This is a genomic window from Shewanella chilikensis, assembly GCF_002836945.1.
Lineage (GTDB): Bacteria > Pseudomonadota > Gammaproteobacteria > Enterobacterales > Shewanellaceae > Shewanella > Shewanella chilikensis.
In genome coordinates this window covers 44,998-65,658 of sequence record NZ_NIJM01000023.1, presented here as the reverse complement: position 1 = coordinate 65,658, position 20,661 = coordinate 44,998, and the positions used below count along the sequence as shown (strand labels likewise).

Below are 20,661 nucleotides of genomic sequence, written 5' to 3'. Positions count from 1 at the left end.
AAAAAAGCCCGTACCAAATGATACGGGCTGAGGCTCAAACAGGTTCAGAAGTACTTGTTAACCAAGATAGCTCTGACCTGCATAGAGAATAAAGTGTCTAAGTGCCAGCACCCCGGTCAGACTACAGCAGGCTACCGCCAACATAGCGCCCTTGGTGTGACGGGTACTCGCAGGCAGCAACAACATTGAAAGCAGCGGGATACCAAAGCCGATACCCACAACCCCAATCCAGAACACGCTGGCCCAGACGCCACTTGTCAGTGATGCCAGCGCTGCCGCCGCTGCACCGCCCTTGAAATAGAGCGCGCAGAACAGCATGAACAGGAACAGGATTTCTGCCGCCATTATGGGCAATTCCAAACCGTGCATCCGTCCCAGCTGTGGGCAGTGCTTGTCTGTCTTGAACAGCAGCAGCGCCACTACCGCATTGGCGGCCGCACCGGCCGACAAGCCGGATACCAGGAACAGCGCCGGTAATACGGCAGTGTTCAGCATGGGGTAAGCGTTCATGGCGGAGATCAGGAAGCCTGTGTAAGCACCCACGACAATCGCCAGCACAAACAGCAGTACTTCCATAGTCTTGCGAAGGCCAGTCAGTGATTCTGCAATCCCTTTAAGAAAGCCCAGGCCCCAGTTACCGAGATCATCTTTCAGCACGACCAGCGCATAGGCAAAGGTCAGCGGAATATAGGCCAGCAGCGCCAACACCCCGATGGACATCACAGATGTCAGGTTGTAGTTGATCAGGATCAGCCAGAAGTGGAACGGCTTGGTCAGGTCAAACACCAGACACAGCATCCCCAGACAAATAGCCACTGGCGCTATCAAGGCTGCCGCCTTGAGAAGACCGCTGTCACCCTCTGTCTTGTTTTGCACCCAACGCAGCCCGATACCAATCAGCAGACTGCCTGCCGATAACCCAGCCAAGAAGAGGTAAACCGCAATGACCCAGTTCCAGGTTACAGGGTCGTATTGTGTCATATCGCCCCAAGTATTGTTCATGATTGGATCCCCCCTCTCTTGACAGGAATACGGTAGATTCTGGGCTTGGTACCCAGATGGGTCTTGTCCTGATAAGTCACGCGAGTGTTAAGCAGAGTCGCCACCTCGCTGCCGACCTCATTGGCATCACCGAACACCAGGGCATCGGTAGGACATACGGTCACACAGGCGGGTTGTTCGCCGCGCGCCAGTCGGGTGTCCTTACAGAAGTTGCACTTGTCGGCTACCTTGGTTTCCGGGTTCATAAAGCGCACTTTGTAGGGGCAGGCCGCCACACAGTACATACAGCCAACGCATTTATCTGCCTTGATGGAAATAATGCCGTCCTCGCCCACATAGGCCGCTCCGGTAGGACAGACCTTAACGCAAGGGGCATCTTCACACTGCTGACAGGAAACCCTGTGATACTTGAAGTGCAGATGCGGCGCATCCCCGAATGGACCTTCTACCCTTACCTGCAGGCGAGTTACGCTCTCAGGTACACCGTTTTCGCTGCGGCAGGCGACGTTACAGGCCTGACAGCCGATGCACTTATTCTCGTCGTGCACCATCACATATCTTTTAGTCATCTTCGCCTCCCCTTATGCCTTTTCCAGCTTCACACCTGTGGTGTGTACGTTCATACCGCACACAGGTGCAGTCACGTTGGGCAGCAGGTTGCCGCAATGCACACCCTTGCCGGTCGCCCGTGCCAGCTCCTTGTTCTTGGAACCAAAGCCCATGTAGGCGAATACAGTGTCGGGACGTATACCCTTGGTCACCAGCGCGTGGCCCTCTTCACTGCCGACACTGGACGTGAGACGAATGGCATCCCCATTCTCAATGCCATGCTTGGCGGCGGTGTCAGGGTGGATCCAGACGGCGTTGTCGGACATCAGGTTGGCCAGCATAGGCACATTGTGAGTTGCGCCATTGGTATGCACCGCCACCTTGCCCTGAATAAAGTAGAGCTCATCCGGCTGTTTCAGGGTCACTTCGCGATAAGCGATAGTGCCGCGTCCAGGCGCCATGCCTTCCACCTTGGCGGAGGTCAGTTCAATCTTGCCGCTGGGGGTCTTGAACTTAAGCGCGCTGCCGTAGGTACCATCTTCATCCATGGCTCTGGCGTTGGGGTAGGCGGCGACAAAGTCGGCCACCATCTTGGGTTCGCGCAGCATCAGCGGTTTGCCGTAGCTGACAAAGCCCTTGTCCTTGATGTGCTGTAGCAGCTGGGCGTCTTTATTCACCTGCAGGAATTGCAGGGTTTCCATGTTTTCCCAGGGATAGTACTGCTCCAGGCCCATCTCTATGCCCAGTTCACAGAAAATTTGCCAGGAAGGCTTGGCATCGCCAATCACATCCACCACTTGCTGACGCAGGTAGTAGGCCGGGTTCTTGCCGGACTTGTCGGCCACCTCTTCATCCCGCTCCAGATAAGTACACTCAGGCAGTATGATGTCGGCCCAGGCGGCGGTTTCACTGATGTAAACATCACAGGAAACCACAAACTCCATCTTCTTCAGGCTCTCAACCACCTTGGCGCGGTCAGTCATGGTCTGCATAGGGTTGGTACGGCTCATAACCCAGGCCCGCAGTTGGTAAGGCTTGGCTTCCAGGGTTGCATCTATGATTGACTGATAGATACCACCACCGGACCAGGCCATGGCAAACTGCTCATCCATCTGGTCGATACGTTTGGCTTGCGGCTTGGGCAGTTTAACGCCCGGCTTACCCAGCTCAGGAGCCACGGTCTCACCGGCAAACTTGTTGTAACCACCGGCCTTCTTACCCATGTAGAGACCACCCTTACGCTCCAGGTTACCGATCAGTACGTTGGCGGCATACAGTGCCCGGCGCATATCGAATTCTTCCGGAGTGAAGGTAGATCTGTGGCCAAAGTCGACCACGGCATGGGGCGCCGCGGCGGCATACTCGTGAGCAATACGGCGGATATCTGCGGCAGGTACGTCGGAAATTTTCTCAGCCCATTCGGGGGTGTAGGCCTTAACCTCAGCGGCAAACTCTTCAAAACCCACAACATAGCGCTCAATAAAGGCCTTGTCATAAAGGTTGTCGGCAATCAGCACATGGCACAGCGCCAGGGCCACGGCCACATCCGAACCGGGACGAATGGCATACCACTCATCGGCCTTATCGGCCACCACAGAGAATCTGGGTTCAAACACCACCAACTTGGCGCCTTTGTCGGCCTGGGCCTTCATCATTCCCCGGGTTTCGGACATATTGATCCCCTCATAGAGGTTATGACCGAAGTTGATGATGTACTTGGAGTTGGAGAGATCCCGCTTCACCTTGGTGCCGAACATCGCCTTGGCGGCGACCACATAACCGCCCGGGCAAGTGGTGTTGTGGGTAAAGGAGTTGGGGCTGCCGTAAGCCTGCCCCAAATAGAACAGGTGTCCGGATAGCGAACCTGACTTGGAGGAAAACGCCACGGCTTCAGGGCCATGCTCGGCCTTGATTTGATTCAGCTTACTGGCGATGGTTTGATAGGCTTCCTGCCAACTTATTTCAGCCCACTTGCCTTCGCCGCGCTCACCGACGCGCTTGAGTGGTTTGACAATCCTTTGTGGATCGTACAATAAACTAAGGCCGGCGCCGCCACGGGCACAGACCTTACCGCCGAATGATTTGGCTTCTTTATTGCCAGAAATAAAGACGTTTTTGCCGTCGATTATCCGCGCCGAAATCGGGCAACGGGTCGAACACATCTCACACATACTGGCAACTTCAGTGGCACTGCCGGTCAGAGGGCTGCGCCCCAAAGCCGCCAGCGAACCGGGCAGAACTCCGGCCAGGGCACAGGTTGCCCCTCCGGCTCCAGCCCCTTTCAGAAAGGTGCGCCTATCAAGCTCTATCATGGTTTACCTCCATCCTCTCCCCTCGGGGAAAGGTCGCTCACACAGGTTATTGTTTGAATGGGATTCCGCTTGACTACAGCGGCTTGAGCTCATTGTTTACCCATTAAATTCCTGTGGGTATTGTGGTAAACCACATAGGGGGAGTGAGTGTGATCCATGCCCCGCAAAGATGCCGGAAAGGACATGAAAGTGTGAGGGTAATCCAGCCTCTAGCCGTTAAAAAAAAGCCACCACAAACACCAAACTGATTAACAAAAACCACTTTAGAGATAACAAATATTCACAATTGTTAAGCCGATCACGCTCATAAAATCAACCAAAACAACAGTGATGATTTCTGAGGAAAAAATAAAAACACAATAAAATTAAATAAATAAATACAAAAACGGTAAGTCAATTAGATTTATTTCAATGATATTTTTATCAATTAGATTATTTTCATGAAGGTGATCTACTTCAAAGCTGATAAACCTCAGGATTGCTAAATTGACAACCGCAAGGACACATAAAATAACAGCCCATTAACGGAGCGGGCGGTCACCCCAGAGGAATAGATGATGAACACCAGCAGCAAACTCGGCCTTCTGCTTTTAGCCTGTGCATTGGCCACAGGCGCCACCGCAGCGGACGGCGGCAACCCCAAGAAAGGCAAACACTTGTACAAAAAAGTCTGTAAAGAGTGTCACAGCAAAGCTGGCATAGGCGGCGAACTGACTCCCATGAGCAAGACCATGAGCCAATGGGACAGATTCTTCGCCAGAGACAAACACAAAGCCAAACCCGAGGCGTTTCAGCCTTTAACTGAGCAGGAACTCAAGGATATTCAACAGTTCCTGTACGACCATGCCGCCGACTCGGATCAACCCCAGACCTGCGGTTGATCCGAGCGCATAGGCGCCAATCACTTAACTAAATTTACGGCTTGCAAGCCAAGTATGGGGTTACCCCAGGGCCGCTTGCTGCCTGAAAATGACCGGCAAGGCCGGTCAGGAGAATCAACTATGCGTACTCTTATCGCACTGGCGGTGGCCCAGGCACTGGGTTTGGCTCTGCTGGGCAGCCCCCAGCTTCAGGCCGGGGAACTGGATGACAGCACCAAGATCCGCGAGCTTAAACAGCAACTGCAGGAGATCACCGAAGAGCTGGATATACTCAACAGCCGGGTGGACAAGACAGAGCGGCACACGGCGCTCGATCGACTGGAGATCAGCGGCGACTTTCGTACCCGAGCCCACTCGCTGCACTATGGCAATGTCACCTGGCATCCGGCGATCAAGATGGACTTCAACGACTTCGGCGCCAAAGCCATGGCCGGCGAACTGGGCAACCCCATGGATCCCTCCTCGCCCCTTGGCAAGATGATGGCTGCCAACCCTGAGCTGGCCAACGCCTTTGCCCAGGGGCAACTGCAGGGCGTTATGCCCTATGTGCTGGCGCCTTATCGCAGTGGCGACATAGACAATGACATCTTCTACACCACTCGGCTACGGCTCGATCTCAAGGCTAAGGTGTGGGACAACGTCAGCTTTGCCGGACGCCTGACCATGTTCAAGGACTGGGGCGATTCCACCGGTGTGCAGGTGTTTGATTCCTGGCGCTCTTTCACCATGGACGGCACCAACTCAGGCAACCCCAGCGGCGACTGGCTGCGGGTCGAGCGCGCCTACTTTGACTGGAAAAACATCGGCGGCAGCGAGTTTTATCTGTCTGTCGGCCGTCGTCCCTCCACCTATGGCCCACCGAGCCACTACCGGGAAAATGAAAAACGTGGCGGCACCCCTTCCGGACACCTGGTCAACTTCAACTTTGACGGTGCCACTCTGGGCTACAAGCTTGGAGAGCTCACCGGGATAGAAGGCCAGGTGGTGCGTTTCTGTTACGGTCAGGGCTTTGAGTCCCAATGGGGCAATGGCGAGCTTTATGGCGATACCGTCAGCAAGGACACCCATCTGGGCGGTTTCAACATTGATGTGATCAACGACGGTAACCACTTCCTGCAGTTGACCCTGTTTGCCGCGCGGGATATCAACGACGGCTTCAAGGGCACCATGGCCTTCCCCAACGAGTTGGCCGGAATTTTCGCCCCCACTCTATACAGCGATCTGCAGAAATTCGACAACTTCAACTTTGTTACCCGGGTGCAACCCAGCGGGGTCATAGGCGACATGTATCTGGGCGGCCTGGGCTATGCCTATGAGTCCGATGACGATCTCAAGCTGTTTGCCTCCTTCGGTTGGACCCGCGCTGAAAGCAACGGCAACGCCGGCATGTTCGGCGGCATGTTGACCGACGCCGTGTTTCAGGCAGAGCTCAACAGCAGTGGCGATGAACTGCTGATGGTGCCATCCAGCGCCGAGTCCGATGCCTCCCACGATGGTTACGGCATCTATATCGGCATGCAGATCCCGGCGCCTTACGGCAAGTTCGGTCTGGAGTACAACTATGGTTCCAAGTACTGGACGCCCTTCACTCAGGCCCAGGACGACCCGGTCGGCAGCAAGCTGGCCACCCGCGGCCATGTGGCCGAGGCCTACTACATCTTCGATATCAACCCCAGGATGTTTATCAAGCTGGCGGGGCTCTACTACGACTATGAATACACTGGCTCGGGCACGCCCGTGGGTGCACCTGTGAAGGTGGATGATGTACTGGACGGCAGCGCCTATTCGCTATTGCCCGTGGTGGATACGGCGCTGGATATCAACGCCTCACTGACAGTGAATTTCTAGGGAGGAACACAGATGAAAACATTTTATCTGCCATTTATAGCCACGGCACTCTGGCTCGGCCTCCTGAGCCAGGCCCAGGCCGGCGGCCCCCACAAAGAGGTACTCAAGGGTCCCTTCAACACAGGCTCGGAAGTCACCCAGGCCTGCCTTGAGTGCCATGAAAAGGATGCCGATGACTTTATGCTGTCATCCCACTGGACCTGGGAACTGGAGCAGAAACTGCCCGGACGCACAGTCAAACGGGGCAAGAAAAACTCCATCAACAACTTCTGTGTTTCCATTGCCGGTAACGAGCCGCGCTGTACCGGCTGCCATGCCGGTTACGGCTGGAAAGACAACAACTTCGACTTCAAGGACAAGACCAAAGTGGACTGCCTGGTGTGCCATGACACCACGGGTACTTATGTTAAAGATCCCGTTGCAGCCGGTGAGGTATTCAAGACAGTAGATTTGCTGCGGGTCGCCCAGAATGTCGGCAAGCCGGTGCGGGATAACTGCGGCAGCTGCCACTTCTATGGTGGCGGCGGAGATGCGGTCAAGCATGGCGATCTCGACTCCTCCATGGCCTACCCGGACAAGGCCACGGATGTACATATGGACAGCGACGGCAACGACTTCCAGTGTCAGGACTGCCACACCACCCAAAAGCATATGATCAGCGGTAACGCCATGGGTGTGTCCCCCGGCGGTGAAGATCATATCGGCTGTGACAATTGCCACGACAGTGCACCACACAGCAACAAACAGCTGAACAAGCACGCAGCGACCGTGGCCTGTCAGACCTGCCACATTCCCTTCTTTGCCCGCCATGAGCCCACCAAGCTGCACTGGGACTGGTCAACTGCCGGTGAAGACAGGGAAGAGAGCCTGGATCAATATGGTCGTCACAGCTACGCCAAGAAAAAGGGCAGCTTCGTTTGGGGCAAGATGGTCAAGCCCAGCTACGCCTGGTACAACGGCCGCGCCGATGCCTATATGGCCGGTGACAAGATGGATCCCGAGCAGGTCACCCGTCTGACCTTCCCCCTGGGTGACATTCAGGATCCCAAGGCGAAGATCTACCCCTTCAAGGTACACACAGGCAAGCAGGTGTACGACAAGGTCAATAAGGTACTGCTCAATCCCAAGACCTATGGCAAGGGCGGTTTCTGGTCTGAGTTTGACTGGGATAAGGCGATTCGCTTAGGGATGGCCGCCAGCGAGCCCATGCAGGCCAAGGGCATCAGCTACAGCGGTCAGTACGGCTTTGCTCAAACTGAAATGTGGTGGCGTATCAACCACATGGTCTCGCCCAAGAGTGAAGCGCTCAAGTGCGCCGACTGCCACAACGGCGGTGACCGCCTCGACTGGCAGGCGCTGGGCTATGAGGGCGACCCCATGAAACACAAAGGCGGCGCTCGCCACGCCCGCTGATCCGATTCAGGCAAGCCCTGAAGACCGGCTCCCGCATCTCCCTGCCTCCCGGGAGCCGGTCACTCTCATCTGCCACTCTCTCATCTGGTACTCTCCAAACGAGATGCCACTTATCCCCAAAAAAGACATTTAGACCCAGAATCGGGCCAAAGTGTCCAAGCGGCACTACACTGAATTAGACTATGACGGTAAATTCGGGTCATTGATGATACAACTCCCTACAAAAAATGGCATTTTTCTTGCGTTGTCTGGGCATCCTTTTCTGTGGCAAGTGCAATGACAACAAACGGCAAGACTTTTTCCTCATTAAACCGCTCCCTGGGTGAGCTTAGCGGCGCCTTTGCCGATCTGGGAACCTTTCTCCCTCTGGTGCTTGGGTTGATAGCTCTGAATCAGTTTTCTCCCCAAGGCATTTTTCTCGGTTTCGGTCTCTTTGCCCTGGCCACAGCCCTGTTTTATCGCCGCCCCATTCCCGTGCAACCCATGAAAGTGATTGCCGCCCTGGTCATCGCCCAGGGGCTGACACCCGGCATGATGCAAGCCAGCGCCATGCTGATGGGAGTAATACTGCTGGTACTGGCGGCTTCCGGCGCCATCAGTTGGCTGTCGCGGCAAATATCCCAGGCTATCAGTGTCGGCATCCAACTGGCCATAGGGCTGCAACTGTTGTGGATGGGCTTCAAGATGATGGCCGACGAGCCTGTGCTGGGATTCGGCGCCTTCGCACTGATTTTCTTTGCCCGCTTTATCCCGCTGCGCTATCTGGCCATGCCCTTGGTGATTGCCCTCGGCATGCTATGGCAATACCAGCAAGGCGGCAGCGACAGCAGCTTTGTGTTCAACAACACGCCTTGGCACTTGAGCTGGCCCGAGTTAAATGACTGGGGAGCCGCGGCAACCCTGTTGGTGCTGCCGCAACTGGCGTTGACTTTGACCAATGCCGTTATCGCCACCTCAGTAATGGCCAAAGAGAAGTTCCCCGAAGACAGCAAGCGTTTCAGCCCCAAGGCCTTTGCCACCAGCTCTGGCCTGGCCAATCTGCTGCTGAGTCCCTTCGGTGCTTCGGCCATGTGCCACGGTGCCGGAGGGTTGGCGGTGCAATACCATTTCGGTGCCCGCCGCCTGTGGGCGCCGCTAATCTTCGGCGGCAGTTGCCTGCTGATAGCCCTCTCCTGGGGGGAAAACGTGGCCTGGCTGCTGAGCCTTATTCCGCTGGCTATTCTCGGTAGTCTGCTGTCCACCGCCGGCTTGCAGTTGGCCTGGTCCAAACGCCTCTTGGACGGCAAGCCTTTCTGTATCTTTGTTATCCTGGCGACCGCTGTGGTGAGCCTGGCCGTCAATGCCGCCGCCGGTTTGGCTGTAGGCGTGGTATTGGAGTTCGGCCGCCGTCAGTGGCAAACCCTTGGGGCACTGCGATAAAGCCGACACCAGCGACTTGAGTCAAGGATAATCATTCATTCCGGGATGGTGCCCCCATAGGCAGCCACACCCGCACCCGGCAACCGCGGCACTCGCGGCGGTTTTCCAGCTCCAGATGACCATTATGCTGAGTCACCACGTCGCGGCAGATAGCCAATCCCAGCCCCAAGCCATCCTCCTTGGTGGTAGCAAAAGACAGCATCAACTCCGCCGCCGAGGCGCTGAGGCCTATGCCTGTATCCAAGAGTTCCAGCAGCAGCCAGTCTCCCTTGGTCCCGGCTGCGGGGGGCGCGGCCTGATAGTCGAGTTTGAGCTGGATCTCCCGTTTACCCGAAACTTCATCCAGGGCATCCATAGCATTTTTCAGCAGGTTAACCAGCATCTGACTCAGCCCTACAGCATCCCCCAGCAACGGCCGCTCCGACCCGCGGCGACTTATTTTGAGCTCGACGCCCTGCTGCTCCATCGGCCGCTGAAACAGCGCCAGTGCATCCCTGAGCAGTGACTCTATCACCACTGGCTCAGATTCGGCCCGGCGCCGACGCAGCAAACCGCGAATACGATGCACCACGGCCCCTGCGCGGATAGACTGATTATTGATCTTGGTCAGCACCTCACGCATGGCATCGGCGCGCTCGCCACAGCCCTCGGCAGCGCGCTGCTCCAGCACCATCATGGCGCCTTCACTGTATTGGGTAATAGCGGCAATCGGCTGATTGAGCTCATGCGCCAGCCCGGCACCAATTTCGCCCAGAATAGCGGCACTTTGCATTCGTTCCAGTTGCAACTCTTTGTCCCGCAGTTGTCGCTCTGTTGCCAACAGGAATTCACTCTTCTGGCGAAACTTATATTCCAGCCACAGGTGGTAGAGAGTGGAGATCAGGAACAGTAACAGCAGCGCTCCGCCCCACTCCTTGTTCTTGCGTACCCAGTCGATGGCGGCTTCATACAGAGGAGGTGGGCCGCCGTGAAGATCCAGCTCCTCATATAGTTTGATCACCTTGAGCTGACTGATAGGAGCTGTCCAGCCCATGGTGTCGGCCTTGATCGCCGCTTCAGAGTCGGAAGGCAAGTCGAACAGCGCCCGGGTCACCGCTTGGGTGATATGACTGGGCACCAGATCAGAGGCGGCAAATGACCAGTTGGGATAGAGGGCACTGCTGGTCTCGCAGTCATACCCCTCGGGCTTGACGCCGTTGATTACCCGATAGTCCTGACGTTGCACCAAGCCGGTTTCCACCATCTCCTCAAGGGTACAGAAGGGAGTAATGGCGGCATCGACAGTGCGGTCACGCACCTGGTAAACCAGAGGCTCCAGCGGAAACCCCAAAAAACGCACTTCGCCGAAAAAACGCTTGGCAGCAAAGCCACGCTTGTTGAGCAAGCCTACTGTCGCCTGATATCCCCCCAGCGCCTGAGGATCGCTGGCCACCACAGTAGCACCACGCAGCTCCTCAATATTGCGCACCGGGCTGTCGGCCCGCACTATGATAGCCGAGCTGATAGCAAAGGTAGTTCCCAAATGCTTGCGACTACGCATGGTAGCCAGCCATGACAGGGGCAGCTTGCTGCTGAGGCTAAGGTATTGCCCTGGGTTGGTCACGATAAAGTGGATCCTGTGCTCCAGCAATTGCTGGCTCATTTGCTCAAAAGTCAGCGGTTCGACCTCGAAGCGATTTCCTGGAAGTTCTTGGCTGAGATATTGCATCATGGGGCGCCATCTCTCTTTGGCTTGAGCCACACCATGATTGGCCAGCACTCCGACCCGAAACACGGCCTCTATGGGCTCGTCACCCATTTCGGCATCGGTCGCCGGTTCATACAGTTGCGCCGAAGCCGAAGCACACCCGGCCCCCAACAACAGTATCAAGATTAATATTCTGGCCATTCCCACTCCCTTTTATCCATGAAGATAAGCTAATACAGACAGCAAAAAAATAACTTGATGGAGGGCAAATGTCGGCCAACACCTCAGTGATCTGGCTCTAAAAGCCAACAACCGAGTTTGAGCCTCACCACGACAAAGATTAGGATTGGCTTATTCACCTGAGAGAGGCAAGTATGTGACTGACGTAGCGCTTTATTTGGTGGACGACGATGCCGCCGTCCGGGATTCACTCGGCTTTATGCTGAGCCAATTCGGTTATCAGCTGCAAGCCTTTGACAGCGGCCAGGCATTTCTCCAGGACGCTGAGTTGGAGGCGCCAGGCTGCGTGATCCTCGACAGCCGCATGCCTGAACTCACAGGCCAGCAGGTACAACAGAGACTACTGGAGGCCAACAGTCCCTTGGGGATCATCTTTCTTACCGGCCATGGCGATCTGCCAATGGCCGTTGACGCCTTTCGTCAGGGAGCCTGCGACTTTTTCCAGAAACCCGTGGCCGGCAAGGCGCTGGCCGCCGCTATCGAAAAAGCCTTCGACTACAGCCTCAAGACCCATGAACAGCAACAACTGCAGCAGAAATACGCCACCCTGACCGAGCGCGAGCAGCAGGTATTGCAACTTCTGGTGCAGGGAATGACCAATAAACAGATGTCCGAAGCTCTCTATCTGTCGCTGCGAACCATAGAGGTACATAGGGCCAAGATCATGAAAAAGCTTGGCGTCCACAGTATTGCCGAACTGATCAAGTTCACTCCCTTGGTTTGACTCCCATCCCGGGTGCGACAGCTTGTCGCACTTTGGTTGTTTAGCTTTGCCCCGCCCGCGCACAAGACCCAGAATGGGTCACCCAAAACAACCAAAATCAATAAGATATGCGCTTTTCACCTTCTCCTCTCGCTCTGGCTTTACTGCCTATAATCGGTCTGGGCACTGCCGCCAAGGCCAGTGATTCTCCCATGGAAGTGCTGGTGGTGCGCGGCAGCGTACAGAGCAGCGTGCTGCAGACCTCGCCTGAAGCCACCGCGCCCAAGGCCGATATCAGTGGTCTGCTCAAGTCACTGCCCGGCGCCAACGTCAACAGTAACGGCCCACTAACCGGCATAGCCCAGTACCGAGGCCTCTTTGGCGATAGAGTCGAAACCCAGGTCGGCGGCATGAGCATGGCCGGCGCCGGTCCCAACGCCATGGATACTCCCTTGAGTTATGCCGTGCCTGTAATCACAGAGCAACTCGAACTGGATCGCGGCATAGCCCCAGTCGCCAGCGGCGTCGATACCTTGGGTGGCAGTATCCGGGTAGTGGAGTCCCAGGCCCGTTTCGATGAAGTCAGCGGCCTGGTCAGCGGCCAATACCAGCATAATGGCGAGCAGAGTCGCATCGGCGTCAAGAGCAACTTCGGCGGCGAGCGTCAGGCACTCATGCTGTATGGCGACTTGTTCAAGGGCAATGATGTGCCCGAGAGCGGCGATAACCACAGATTACTGCCAGGGGTCTACGACAAGCAGGTGTTCGGCGGTGAATACAGATTCAACCTGGCCGACAGCAACGCCGATGATGAGTCGATAGCCTTCTCGTTCCAGCATCTGGAAACCACAGATGCCGCCACCCCGGCGCTGCCGATGGATATCGACTATATCCGCACTGACAGATTCAAACTCAGTGGTGAGCACCTGCTGGCCGATTGGCAGATGCGCTGGCATCTGGGCTACAGCGATGCCCGTCACGGCATGGACAACTTCAGCCTACGGATGAAAATGCCTACCATGGCACCGCGCTACACCATAGCCGACTCCAAGAGTTTCGACGGCCATTGGCAAATGGCGAAAGACAGCTGGGAATTTGGCTTTGATTGGCGCCATGCCGAACACGATACTGTGGTGACAGACCCCAGCAACAGCAAGTTCCGGGTGGATAACTTCAACGGTATCAACGACAGTGTTTATAGCCTCTACGCCCAATGGCAACAGGATTTTGGCCGCTGGAGCTGGCAACTGGGCAGCCGGGTGAAACACTACAGGTTTGATGCCGATGCCGTGAGTCACTCTATGGCGGCGATGAAACCGGCAATCAAGACCCTGATGGACAGATTCAATCAGGCCGATCGCAGCCAAAACGATACCGGGCTGGACTTGGTGATCAACGGCCGCTTCGAAATCGACAATGAGCTGGATGCCATAATCGGTCTGGCACGAAAACAGGCCAGTGCCAGCTATCAACAGCGCTATCTCTGGGTGCCGATGCAGTCCACCGGCGGGCTGGCCGATGGCCGCACCTATGTGGGCCAGATGGACCTGGATCTGGAAACCGCCTGGCAACTGGAGCTGGGGCTGGATTTACACCGCCAGGATTTCAACCTGACCCCAAGGGTGTTTGTCCAAAGGATAGACAACTATATTCAAGGCCTGCCCACGGATGATCCTGCCGTTATCGCCGCCGGCGATGCCAACACCTTGGTGTTCAGCAATACCGACGCCCTGCTCTACGGCATGGATATCAACGCCCACTGGCAGTTGCATGAACAGTGGAGCCTGGATCTGCAAGCGGCCTATACCTATGGTGAGCGCCGCGACGTGGAAGACAAGCTTTACCGTATCGCCCCGCCCAACCTGACTCTGGGACTCAACTGGGATCAGGGCAGCTGGTTTGCCCGCCTGGAGACAGTAGCGGTTGCCGCCCAGGATAAGGTCTCGGCCACTCAGCTGGAGCAGGAAACTGCAGGCTATGGCTTGGTGAATCTGGCGGCCGGTTACCGCGGTGACAGCTTTATGCTCAAGGCCGGAGTCGATAACCTGCTGGATAGAGAATATGTCGATCATCTCGCCGGTTATAACCGGGTAATGGGCGGTGATATCGCCGTCGGCGAGCGCTTACCACAACCCGGTCTCAACGCCTGGGTCATGGGCGAGTACCGTTTTTAAGGGCGCCACGGTTGCCCGCTTAAGGGTTCATCCTCACCGTGCTCCCGCAAGCCGTTGAGATTTCCACTGCAATTGAACCTGCCCCGGCCTTTTCTCGTCTCGGAAGGCCGGGATTTTTTTAAGCAACAGGCTTCTTGGCCAGCTTACGTTGCAGGGTGCGGCGATGCATTCCCAACTGGCGGGCGGTGGCCGAGACATTGCCCTTATTGGCATTGAGTACCTGCTGAATATATTCCCACTCCAAGCGCTTGGGGTGCAGCGGGGTTTCATCAGGCAAGGATGAAGCCGTATGGGGTTTAGGCTCGACTTTGAGTGCCGCCAGCAGTGTCCGGGTGTCGGCCGGCTTGGCCAGGTAGTTATCGGCCCCCAGTTTCACCGCCTCCACCGCAGTGGCTATGCTGGCAAAGCCGGTGAGCAACACAATACAGGCCTTGGGCAGGCTGGCTCGCAGCGGTACTATCAGGCTAAGGCCGTTGCTTTGCGCCAATTTCATATCCAGCAGCACATGGCTCGGCTGCCAGCTGCGGGCGCTGAGCAGTGCTTGGCTGGCATCTTCGGCATGGCAGCACTCAAAATCATGCCGCTGCATACGCCGTGTCAAAATGGCCGCCAGCGCCAAGTCATCTTCGACTATCAATAGCCGCTTCATGCCGCATCTCCTTTAATGGCAGAAACCGGCAATAAGGGCAGACTGATACGCGCTTCACAGCCCTGTGGGCCGTTGTGCAACACCAGCTCGCCCCCCAGCTTCTCCAGACTGGCGTGACTCAAGAGCACGGCAACCCCCATACCTGTGCGGCTCGCCACTGGCATCAGTCCAAGCTCACCCAAGAGATGGGCCTCTATGCCGCGGCCATAATCCTTGATGTTAATTTCAAGCCGAGTGTCACCGAGCGAATCGAAGCCAATTTCAACCTTGGGCTCGCCTATATTGTTAAGGCTAGCCTTGGCAGCGTTATCCACCAGCGCCAGCAGCGCCGGCAATAGACTGGCATCTGTGATAATTTCACGTTCAGTCAGGCCAGCAGGCAGGGTGAGACTGAAATCCACCTCGGGCATCAACAGCATGAGTTGCTGGCGCATATTTTGCCCCAGTGCCGCCAATGTCACGGCCTGGCGGCGACGCTCACGAATCGATTCAGTGGCGCGGCGCAATTCATTGAGTGTGACTTCACAGCGGGACAACGCCTGATCCATTTGCACCTGCGCTTCGGCATCCAAACCCTCTTCCATGGCTTCATCCAGCAGTAATCTCAGGCTCGCCAGTGGCGTTGCCAACTGGTGTGCCATCTGCGCCGAAGCTGTGCCCAACGCCAGCAGCTGTTCCTGCCGCAGCTGATTTTCCCTCAGCCAACCGAGCTCGGTATCCTGGCGTCGCAGACGACGGCTTATCAGGGCGACACTGGTGGTCAACACCAGTGCCGACACCACAAAGTTGAGCCACATCCCCAGGAAGTGTGAACTCATATCCATCCCCTGATGACGGATATGGCCTTCCGGCAAGCTTAAGATCATCAGGCTATAGGCCAGGGTCGACAACGCAGCCAGGCTCCAACTGCCCCAGGCGGGCAAGGTGACCGCCGCCAGCGCAATCGGCACCAGCAGCAGCGAAATAAAGGCATTGGTAGCACCACCGGAAAACCACAGCCAGGAGATCCAGAACAGGGTGTCCAGCAACAGGGCGATAAAGATACCGGCACTCTGACGATAAAGAGGATGACGCAACCACAGGGTCAAGGCCAGGTAGGCACTTTCCAGCCCGAACACCCACCACAAGGGTTCAGGTTGCAGCGTCAGGCCAAAGGCGTCACTGCCGAGCAGGGTCAACCCCAATTGCAGCAGCAAACCCAAAACCCGCAGCAACGCCAGTTGATCGGCCGCCGCCAGGCCACCGGTTCGGCCAAATAAGCCAGTCATTCCCATCGGGGTACTTTTCATCCGTTTATCATCCGAAAACCTGCAAAGGCATTGAATCGGCAGGTATACCAAGTTGGCTATGGCATTGCGAGGCTCTGGAATGTCAATGTCTGCCGTCGACGCCTCGGCACGGCCGCTTTACATCATTAACAAGGCTTCACATTTTAGGGGCTTTTCAAAGCCAAAGCACTTGTTTACCCTGTGGATTCACCCTTTTTCATTCCTGAGAGGCTGCAGAACCCGCCGATGACCACTTCCTCTTCCTTGCCGCTGATCCTGGCCGGCCCGATATTGCGTCACTGCGACCGGGACCATTTCACCCTCTGGTGGGTCAGCAGCAAACCGTTGAGCCCGCAATTGACGCTTAAGTTGAGTCACAAGTCGGCGCCCTTGCCGCTGAATGAAGAACAAGTGCACCGAGTGCAACTGGGCGAACATGCCTGGCAGTATCTGCTGCACCTGGAGGTTCCCGGATTACTGCCCCAAGGGCAAGCCGTGGGTTATAGCTTGGAAGATGCCGATGGTCAGTCGCTGTTCGCCGATATCGAAGGTCTGTGTTATCCGGACAAATCCTCCCCCGAACTGGTGCTGCAGCCCAGGCTGGATCGTTTGCTGCACGGCTCCTGTCGCAACCCGCACCATCACAGCGGTGATGCACTGGTGGCGGCCGATACTCTGCTGGAGCAGAACAATGCCCCTGCCGAGCGCCCGGCGCTACTGATGCTGAGCGGCGATCAGCTCTATGTCGATGACGTGGCCGGCCCCACCCTGGTGGCCATTGCCCAGGTAATCGAGCTGCTGGGACTAAAGCAGGAAAGCTTTAGTGACGCCCCACTCAAAGACTCGGCGCAGATAGATTATGGCCCTGACTCCCTCTACCAAAGGCCAAAACAGCTCTTGCCCCGTACCCAGTATCCGGCCAAGACAGCACTTTGGCGCTGGTATATCAATCACCCCATATTCACCTCTTCGATGGCTGAAAACCATCTGCTGAGCTTCGCCGAAGTCACGGCCCTGTATCTTTTAATCTGGTCACCGGAACTGTGGCAGCAACTGGAACTACCGCAGCAGTTACCCGGGCTGACCGGCAAACGGGCACAGGAGTGGCAGACCCAGTGGCAACATCTATTGGAGTTCAAGGCGGGTCTTGGCAAGGTTAGGCGCCTGCTGGCGCATCTGCCTACTTATATGATCTTCGATGATCATGACATCACCGACGACTGGAACCTCACGGCCCGCTGGGAAGAGGCCGCCTATGGTCACGCCTTCTCCAAGCGCATCATAGGCAATGCCTTGCTGGGGTACACCCTGTTTCAAGCTCTCGGCAATCAACCCAAGAGGTTTACCGACTTTTTCGAAGATCTGAGCGGCCTCTATCTGGCCGACAGCGAGCGCCAGGATGCCCTGATAGACAAGCTGCTCAAGTGTGAGAACTGGCACTACACCCTGGATACTCACCCCAGAATGGTAGTACTGGATACCCGTACCCGCCGCTGGCGCAGCGAATCCAACCTGGCCAAGCCTTCCGGACTGATGGACTGGGAGGCGCTGATGGATCTACAACAGGCGCTGCTGGGGCAGGATAAGGTCATCATAGTGTCGGCGGCGCCGATTTTCGGGGTCAAGCTGATTGAGGCTGTGCAGCGCACGGCCACTCTCATAGGTGCTTCGCTGCTGGTGGACGCCGAAAACTGGATGGCACACCCCGGCGCCGCCAACGCCCTGCTGTCGATCTTCATGCACAGACGTACCCCGCAGGAGTTTGTGATCCTCTCCGGCGATGTGCATTACTCCTTTGCCTATGACATAGGGATCCGCTTTCGCCGTGCCAGTCCCAACATCTACCAGATCACCGCCAGCGGCATCAAAAATCAGTTCCCGGAAAAGCTGCTGCCTGTGTTTGATAAGCTCAACGGTTGGCTCTATGGGCATTTCTCGCCGCTCAATCTGCTGACCAAACGCAAACGCATGTCGATCCGCGGCCGCCGCCCCAATGGAGCCCCCAGCAAGCGCCTGGTCAACCAAAGCGGTATCGGCCTTCTGGAACTGGCAGAAAACGGCGCCCCCAAGCGGATAGCCGTACTGCACGCCGATATGAGCCTGACCGAGTTTCAAGCCCCCAAAGACAGTCGCGACTGAATCCCGGGGAGCGGATTTTGATCTGCCCGGCTTGGTGACAAGCCGGCTCAGGTTATAATGCAGGCATTCATCCCGGCTCAGACTCACGATGCAATACCGACATATAGACTCATCCAGACATCTAGAACTGCGCGAATTTTATATAGATAGCGTGCTTTTGGTGCGTCTGTACTCGGGTCGTGGCTGGGTCAGTATCAATGGTGAACGACTGAACGTAAACCAGGATACTCTGCTGATCATTCCCCGTTTTGCCCATATCTCCTGTCATATAGAAGCGGCGCAGCAACCGCTGACGGTGCAAACGCTGACGCTGGATGAAGCTTTGCTGGCAGAGTTGGCCGTCGACTATCTGCCGGGCCAGTGTCAGATAGATGGCCACAATCGCCGCTACGCCCTGAATACGCCGGATGCTGCCAGGGACAACTTTGAACTGCTGCGGCTCACCCATGAACTGGTGAGCCAAACACCTCAAGCTCCCTGCCTGCTGCGCCAATGTCAGTACTTTATCCTCAAGGCGATACTGGCCGCCGGAGTCGATCTGTTCAATACCCTCAGAGTCAAATATGACGAACCCAGGGAAAGGGCGCTGGCACGCCTGATCATGACAGATCCCGGCCATAAATGGACCCTGGAACAAGTCGCCGCCCGTCTGTATACCAGCCCGGCCACGCTCAGGCGTCATCTGCAACAGGAAGGCTACAGTTTCAGTAAATTATTGCTGGAAGTGCGCATGGGGGTAGCTCTCAACTATCTGACCTTCACCGACTTCCCGGTCAGTCGGGTCTGCAAGCTGTCCGGGTTTCACAGCCCGGCCTATTTTTGCGACAAGTTCAAGCAGCATCAGGGAATGACACCGCTGCAGTTTCGCAGCCATTCCCGCAGCGGCAACGACATTCTGGCACTGTTTGCCCTCAAGGATAGCGGCTCACCTGGACACAGACGCCCATCGCTGGTGCTGGCGAAAACTCCGGAAACAACAACTGCGAAATAAAATGAGCAGATAACGAAATGAATTCGCTTTAGCGACTCTTGTCGCCATGCTTGACTGCCCCTATGATCTCAGGCGTCCGTCGACCTTTCTCTCTTCGCCCTACCGCGTAGTTTTCTGCGGTGCATCCAGGGCGTGGTCGACGCCGAACTGATCGAAATCGAGTCCAACTTTCAAACAACTAAATGCCTTTTGACAATTCCAGGGCAGGGGTAAGTGTGTCTGTAATTCCTGTAACGCATGCCAACTGGCGTGCCCGACTCTATCTGCGCTATGGCCCCAGACGGGGGCAAACCCGGCTGCTGCAAAGGGAACAGTTTGGTCCCTTGCTGGTGCAACGCCCGTTTCAGGCCGAAGCCGGAGTCTGCCACACCTATCTGTTACATCCACCGGGCGGTGTAGTCGGCGGCGACCAGCTGCAGATCATTATCGCCGCCGACAGCGGTGCCCACAGTCTGGTAACCACTCCGGGCGCCGGTAAGTTTTACCGCAGCGGCGGCCAATACGCGGCTCAGCAACTGCAACTGCAAGTGGCCGATGGCGCCCTGCTGGAATGGCTGCCCCAGGAAACCCTGTTTTTCCCCGGCGCCTGTGCCCGCCTGGAAACCCGCATAGAGCTGGTCACAGGTGCACGCTTCATCGGCTGGGAGATGCTCTGCTTCGGTCGCCCTGTGCTCAAGGAGCGCTTCAGCCATGGCGATATCCGCGGCCGCAGTCAAATTTATCTGGATGGCGAGCTGCGCCTGTCTGAAGGCCTGTTTGTGCAGCAGGCCGGCAACCCTGAGCAGTTGGCAGGATTACAAACCTATCCCATGCAGGGCAACTGCTACGTTTTCCCCGCCGATGCGCAGTTACTGGCGTTGGTACGCCAGGCATTGACTGCCTTCGCCGCAGACACAAGCGATTTTGAATACGGTGCCACCCTGGTAGACGGCATTCTTTGTATCCGTTTGCTGGGACACCAAACCGAAGTGCTGATGACGGCCTTGATTGCCGTCTGGCAACAGATCCACCAACACTGGCACGGACGTCTGCCGCAGCCGCCAAGGATTTGGGCGACCTGATAGCGAGACCAGAAGATGGAATTGACCCCAAGAGAAAAAGACAAACTGTTGTTGTTCACCGCCGGGCTGGTGGCCGAACGTCGCCGGGCCCGAGGCCTGAAGCTGAACTACCCGGAAGCGGTAGCCCTGATCTCCTGTGAAATCATGGAGCGGGCCCGTGACGGCAAGACAGTAGCCGAATTGATGAACTACGGCCGCACCATACTCAGTGCCGAGGATGTGATGGAAGGCGTCCCCGAGATGATCAGCGACATTCAGGTGGAATGCACCTTCCCCGACGGCACCAAGTTGGTGTCGATCCACGAACCGATAATCTGATTGGAGG

The 20,661-nt window shown here is 56.4% G+C and carries 16 protein-coding genes; 10 read left to right on the top strand and 6 right to left on the bottom strand.

Annotated features, from left to right (window positions below):
• Positions 1–57: 57 nt before the first annotated feature.
• Genes nrfD through phsA form a run of 3 tightly spaced genes read right to left on the bottom strand, consistent with a single transcriptional unit; the run spans position 58 to position 3,863 of the window.
• Positions 58–1,002 carry an NrfD/PsrC family molybdoenzyme membrane anchor subunit gene (gene nrfD, locus CX651_RS10700; protein WP_101055986.1) on the bottom strand — a complete coding sequence of 315 codons (945 nt, stop codon included), beginning with the start codon at positions 1,000–1,002 and terminating at the stop codon, positions 58–60.
• A complete protein-coding gene (locus CX651_RS10695) occupies positions 999–1,571 on the bottom strand; it encodes a 4Fe-4S dicluster domain-containing protein (protein ID WP_101055985.1) in 573 nt (190 codons plus the stop codon). The genes nrfD and CX651_RS10695 overlap by 4 nt, the downstream gene beginning before the upstream one ends.
• A 12-nt stretch (positions 1,572–1,583) precedes the next feature.
• Positions 1,584–3,863, bottom strand: coding sequence for a thiosulfate reductase PhsA (gene phsA, locus CX651_RS10690; RefSeq protein ID WP_101055984.1), 2,280 nt, complete (start codon positions 3,861–3,863; stop codon positions 1,584–1,586).
• 554 nt (positions 3,864–4,417) lie between these two features.
• On the opposite strand from phsA, the gene CX651_RS10685 reads away from it, so the two are divergent.
• The 4 genes from CX651_RS10685 (at position 4,418) to CX651_RS10670 (ending at position 9,424) form a co-directional block, all read left to right on the top strand.
• A complete protein-coding gene (locus CX651_RS10685; protein ID WP_025010197.1) occupies positions 4,418–4,744 on the top strand; it encodes a c-type cytochrome in 327 nt (108 codons plus the stop codon).
• A gap of 120 nt (positions 4,745–4,864) precedes the next feature.
• Entirely contained in the window at positions 4,865–6,592 is a 1,728-nt protein-coding gene (locus CX651_RS10680) for a DUF3373 domain-containing protein (RefSeq protein WP_071476790.1), read from the top strand.
• 12 nt (positions 6,593–6,604) lie between these two features.
• Positions 6,605–8,005 carry a tetrathionate reductase family octaheme c-type cytochrome gene (locus CX651_RS10675; protein ID WP_101055983.1) on the top strand — a complete coding sequence of 467 codons (1,401 nt, stop codon included), beginning with the start codon at positions 6,605–6,607 and terminating at the stop codon, positions 8,003–8,005.
• 276 nt (positions 8,006–8,281) lie between these two features.
• The gene (locus tag CX651_RS10670) at positions 8,282–9,424 is read left to right on the top strand and encodes a putative sulfate/molybdate transporter (protein ID WP_101055982.1); all 1,143 of its coding nucleotides are present in this window, start codon (positions 8,282–8,284) and stop codon (positions 9,422–9,424) included.
• Between the two features lie 31 nt (positions 9,425–9,455).
• Here CX651_RS10670 and CX651_RS10665 read toward each other — a convergent pair whose 3' ends face one another.
• The gene (locus tag CX651_RS10665; protein ID WP_101055993.1) at positions 9,456–11,222 is read right to left on the bottom strand and encodes a sensor histidine kinase; all 1,767 of its coding nucleotides are present in this window, start codon (positions 11,220–11,222) and stop codon (positions 9,456–9,458) included.
• 235 nt (positions 11,223–11,457) lie between these two features.
• Here CX651_RS10665 and CX651_RS10660 point away from each other — a divergent pair, with 235 nt between their 5' ends.
• Together CX651_RS10660 and CX651_RS10655 are read left to right on the top strand one after the other, a co-directional pair.
• Positions 11,458–12,075 carry a response regulator transcription factor gene (locus tag CX651_RS10660; RefSeq protein WP_226685048.1) on the top strand — a complete coding sequence of 206 codons (618 nt, stop codon included), beginning with the start codon at positions 11,458–11,460 and terminating at the stop codon, positions 12,073–12,075.
• 107 nt (positions 12,076–12,182) lie between these two features.
• Positions 12,183–14,228: a TonB-dependent receptor gene (locus CX651_RS10655; RefSeq protein ID WP_071476785.1), complete on the top strand. Its 2,046-nt coding sequence runs from the start codon at positions 12,183–12,185 to the stop codon at positions 14,226–14,228.
• A 118-nt stretch (positions 14,229–14,346) separates the two neighbouring features.
• Here the strand turns inward: CX651_RS10655 and CX651_RS10650 are convergent, their stop codons facing one another.
• Both CX651_RS10650 and CX651_RS10645 read right to left on the bottom strand, forming a co-directional pair.
• Positions 14,347–14,877 (bottom strand): response regulator transcription factor, encoded by a 531-nt coding sequence (locus tag CX651_RS10650; protein WP_039033548.1) that lies wholly within the window; start codon positions 14,875–14,877, stop codon positions 14,347–14,349.
• The gene (locus tag CX651_RS10645) at positions 14,874–16,166 is read right to left on the bottom strand and encodes an ATP-binding protein (protein ID WP_373296801.1); all 1,293 of its coding nucleotides are present in this window, start codon (positions 16,164–16,166) and stop codon (positions 14,874–14,876) included. The genes CX651_RS10650 and CX651_RS10645 overlap by 4 nt, the downstream gene beginning before the upstream one ends.
• Before the next feature lie 225 nt (positions 16,167–16,391).
• Here CX651_RS10645 and CX651_RS10640 point away from each other — a divergent pair, with 225 nt between their 5' ends.
• From CX651_RS10640 to ureA, 4 genes are all read left to right on the top strand, one after another.
• Positions 16,392–18,284, top strand: coding sequence for an alkaline phosphatase D family protein (locus CX651_RS10640; RefSeq protein ID WP_101055981.1), 1,893 nt, complete (start codon positions 16,392–16,394; stop codon positions 18,282–18,284).
• Between the two features lie 88 nt (positions 18,285–18,372).
• Positions 18,373–19,275 carry a helix-turn-helix transcriptional regulator gene (locus tag CX651_RS10635; protein ID WP_101055980.1) on the top strand — a complete coding sequence of 301 codons (903 nt, stop codon included), beginning with the start codon at positions 18,373–18,375 and terminating at the stop codon, positions 19,273–19,275.
• A gap of 215 nt (positions 19,276–19,490) precedes the next feature.
• Entirely contained in the window at positions 19,491–20,336 is an 846-nt protein-coding gene (locus CX651_RS10630) for an urease accessory protein UreD (RefSeq protein ID WP_224865829.1), read from the top strand.
• Positions 20,337–20,351: 15 nt separating this feature from the next.
• The gene (ureA, locus tag CX651_RS10625) at positions 20,352–20,654 is read left to right on the top strand and encodes an urease subunit gamma (RefSeq protein ID WP_039033550.1); all 303 of its coding nucleotides are present in this window, start codon (positions 20,352–20,354) and stop codon (positions 20,652–20,654) included.
• The last annotated feature ends 7 nt before the right edge of the window (positions 20,655–20,661 follow it).